At 43.6% G+C, this 2,298-nt stretch carries 3 protein-coding genes; all 3 read left to right on the forward strand.

Features of this window, described 5'->3' with window-relative positions; translation table 11 throughout:
• Nucleotides 1-79 precede the first annotated feature (79 nt).
• Genes tnpA through tnpC form a run of 3 tightly spaced genes read left to right on the forward strand, consistent with a single transcriptional unit; the run spans nt 80 to nt 2,240 of the window.
• Nucleotides 80-367 (forward strand): IS66 family insertion sequence element accessory protein TnpA, encoded by a 288-nt coding sequence (gene tnpA / locus FN809_RS17615; RefSeq protein ID WP_142534861.1) that lies wholly within the window; start codon nt 80-82, stop codon nt 365-367.
• 34 nt (nt 368-401) lie between these two features.
• A complete protein-coding gene (gene tnpB / locus FN809_RS17620) occupies nt 402-722 on the forward strand; it encodes an IS66 family insertion sequence element accessory protein TnpB (protein ID WP_142534863.1) in 321 nt (106 codons plus the stop codon).
• Nucleotides 723-767: 45 nt separating this feature from the next.
• Nucleotides 768-2,240, forward strand: coding sequence for an IS66 family transposase (gene tnpC, locus FN809_RS17625; protein WP_142534862.1), 1,473 nt, complete (start codon nt 768-770; stop codon nt 2,238-2,240).
• Nucleotides 2,241-2,298 lie beyond the last annotated feature (58 nt).

A 2,298-nucleotide genomic window follows, 5' to 3' on the forward strand; every position in this document is an offset into this window, starting at 1 on the left:
GTAACCCTTCAACGAAGTACATCTTGTTTAAGATTCGATAAGCAATTTACTTTGTAAGCTAATTTTAAAATTTACAGCTATGCAAGAGAAAATGTTTATGTTAATGGAAACGTGGGAATCAGGTAACCTAAGCCCCAGACTTTTTTGTGAGAGTCACGACATAAAAGAACACGTTTTTTATTATTGGAGAAAGAAATATCTTAAAAGCAAGACTTCATCGACAGCACGTTTTGTCCCGGTTTCAATCGAAAATAACGCAGAAAGGGATGTGCCCACGGTAGAGATAGCCTATCCCAATGGCACAGTCGTTCGTTTGGGCAACGGGGCAAGTTTATCTATCGTAAGGTCATTGATAGGTTTGATATAAGATGTTTGCTCTGACAGGGGAACTGAATTTTTTTATGTATGCCCCAGCAACAGATATGAGAAAGGGTTTCGACGGGTTGAGCGGCATTGTGTCCGGTCAGCTAAAGCGTGACCCGGCCAATGGCGATGTTTTTATTTTTGTGAACCGGGCACGCAACAAAATAAAGTTGCTCCATTGGGAGGCCGGTGGTTTTGTACTTTATTACAAACGGTTGGAATCCGGCACGTTTGATCTTCCTGTTGTTGAAGGCTCCAACCACGCCAAGCTAAAATGGTCTGACCTAGTGATGATGGTGGAAGGTATAAAATTGGAAAAATATTCGCTAAAAAAACGTTTCTCTTTCATACAAGGATAAAGGTTATTTTTTAACCTGATTTATTGTTGCATTTTTGCCACAGCAATGAGCCAGGAACAGGACATACAGACACTAATACGGATATGTAACCAACAGGAAAAGCAGATCGAATCGCAAGAAAAAAGCATTCGCCTGCTGGAGGAGCAGTTGGCCTATATGAAACGCATGATGTTTGGTAAAAAGAGTGAACGCTTTGTAGATCCTAACCAGCTATCGTTGGGACTTGGCATCGAAGAGACTACTCCTGAAGCTCAACCGGAACCTCTCCCGAAAGAAACCGTTCAGAAGAAGAACAAAAAAAGGCCGGTTCGTCAGCCCATCCCCAAGGATCTTCCAAGGGTGATAGAGATAATCGACCCGGAAAACCTGTTGGAGGGATGTAAAAAGATCGGGGAAGAGGTGAGCGAGACATTGGAATATACACCTGGTAGATTGTGGGTGCGCAAGATCGTGCGTCCCAAATACGCACTTCCCAACGAAGCGGGTGTAGTCATCGCAGACATGCCATCGCTTCCTATTCCCAAAGGAAATGCAGGTGCTTCGTTGCTGGCACACATTGCGGTTGCCAAGTTTGCCGACCATATCCCCTTTTATCGTTTGCAGGGCATCTTAAAGAGATCAAAAGTTACCATTGCAGAATCGACTATTAACAGTTGGGTAACGGCAACATTCAAATTGATTTCTCCACTTTACGACTGTATGGTTAAACAAACCCTTGAGAGCGGTTATGTCCAGGGAGATGAAACACCTATCCCGGTGCTGACTGACAAAAAGCCGGGCTCCACACATCAAGGATATCATTGGGTATATCACTCACCGGAACGAAAAGCAGTATTCTTTGATTATAATGAAAGCCGCGGAAGGGCCGCCCCGGAAAATATCCTGAAAGATTTTAAAGGTACACTCCAAACCGATGGGTACGTGGGTTACCTTGATATGAAGACCAACCACAAAATAGAACTTATCGCTTGCATGGCACATGCCAGGCGGTACTTTGAAAAGGCATTTGACAATGACCCTGACCGGGCAAAATATGCCTTATCGAAAATACAGGAACTTTATGCCATAGAACGCGAGTGTGAGAAGATGAACAATCAGCAGCGCATGCTCATGCGTAGCGAAAGGTCTGTGCCCATACTTCAGGAAATGAAAAAGTGGTTGTGGCATCAGGATAATTTACACCTGCTGCCCAAGAGTTATATTGGCAAAGCATTTACCTACGCACGTAACTTTTGGGAAAAATTATCTAAGTATACTCAAAACGGAAAGTACCGTATTGACAACAATCCCGTAGAAAACACAATCCGCCCGGTAGCACTTGGAAGAAAAAATTATCTCTTTGCCGGCTCGCACCAAGGGGCTAAACGTGCTGCAGTAATCTATTCGTTTATGGGAACATGTAAGCTGAACAATATAGACCCATATGAGTGGATGACAGATGTGCTCAATCGCTTGCCTGATCATAAAGCAAACAAACTACATGAGCTACTGCCGGGAAACTGGAATCCCAGAGCGTAATAGCAACAGGTACTTAAAATGTATCAGATAAAATAGGTGTACTTGCTCGGACGCTTAC

The organism is Saccharicrinis carchari (assembly GCF_900182605.1).
GTDB lineage: Bacteria > Bacteroidota > Bacteroidia > Bacteroidales > Marinilabiliaceae > Saccharicrinis > Saccharicrinis carchari.

Bases quoted from the DNA above. Each gene is read 5' to 3' on its own strand.
- tnpA (WP_142534861.1), top strand. From the start codon at position 80: ATGCAAGAGAAAATGTTTATGTTAATGGAAACGTGGGAATCAGGTAAC.
- tnpB (WP_142534863.1), top strand. From the start codon at position 402: ATGTATGCCCCAGCAACAGATATGAGAAAGGGTTTCGACGGGTTGAGC.
- tnpC (WP_142534862.1), top strand. From the start codon at position 768: ATGAGCCAGGAACAGGACATACAGACACTAATACGGATATGTAACCAA.